Below are 1,155 nucleotides of genomic sequence, written 5' to 3' on the forward strand. Positions count from 1 at the left end.
CGAATGACCCGTGCACCCGGATAGCTCCGGCTCCGGTTTCGTCGTCGTCGCCAACCGGCTCCCGGTCGACCTGGAGCGCCTGCCCGACGGAACCACTCGCTGGAAGCGCAGCCCCGGCGGTCTGGTCACGGCACTGGAACCGGTACTGCGCAATAACAAGGGCGCCTGGGTCGGCTGGGCCGGCGTCCCGGACGTGGAGCTCGATCCGATCGTCGAGGACGGTCTGGAACTGCATCCCGTCCCGTTGTCGGGCGACGAGGTCGCCGATTACTACGAGGGCTTCTCCAACGCGACGCTGTGGCCGCTGTATCACGACGTGATCGTGCGGCCGGTCTACGACCGCCAGTGGTGGCAGGCGTACGTGCAGGTGAATCGGCGTTTCGCCGAGTACACCGCGAAGGTGGCCGCCGAGGGCGCGACCGTGTGGGTCCAGGACTACCAGCTGCAGCTGGTGCCGAAGATGCTGCGCATGCTCCGCCCCGACCTGACCATCGGCTTCTTCCTGCACATTCCGTTCCCGCCGGTGGAACTGTTCATGCAGATGCCGTGGCGCACCGAGATCGTCGAGGGCCTGCTCGGCGCCGACCTGATCGGCTTCCATCTCCCGGGCGGCGCGCAGAACTTCCTGTATCTGGCCAGGAGGCTGGCCGGGCAGCCGACGTCGCGCGGCAATGTGGGCGTGCGTTCGAAACTCGGTGTGGTGCAGGTGGGTTTCCGCACCGTGCGGGTGGGAGCGTTCCCGATCTCCATCACCTCCGCGGAACTGGACGAGTATTCGCGTCGCCGCGATGTGCGGGAGCGGGCCGCGAAAATCCGTGCGGAACTGGGCAATCCGAAGACGATCCTGCTGGGCGTCGACCGCCTCGACTACACCAAGGGCATCGACATCCGGCTCGCCGCGCTCGAGGAGCTGCTGCACGACGGCCGTATCGATCCCACGGACACGGTGATGGTGCAGCTGGCCACGCCGTCCCGCGAACGCGTCGAGTCCTACAAGCAGATGCGCGGCGATATCGAACGCCAGGTGGGCCGCATCAACGGTGAGTTCGCCCGGGTGGGTTACCCGGTGGTGCACTATCTGCACCGCCCCATCCCGCGCGAGGAGCTGATCGCATTCTTCGTGGCCGCCGACGTCATGGTGGTGACCCCGCTGCG

Annotated in this window: 1 protein-coding gene; it reads left to right on the plus strand. The window is 67.2% G+C overall.

The annotated features are described in order from the left end of the window. Positions 1-10: 10 nt before the first annotated feature. Positions 11-1,155: trehalose-6-phosphate synthase (locus tag ACIRS4_RS38130; RefSeq protein WP_404204852.1), on the plus strand; the 1,145-nt coding region annotated here is incomplete at its 3' end.

It is taken from the genome of Streptomyces sp. NPDC101166, assembly GCF_044768125.1.
In the GTDB taxonomy this organism is placed as follows: Bacteria; Actinomycetota; Actinomycetes; order Streptomycetales; family Streptomycetaceae; genus Streptomyces.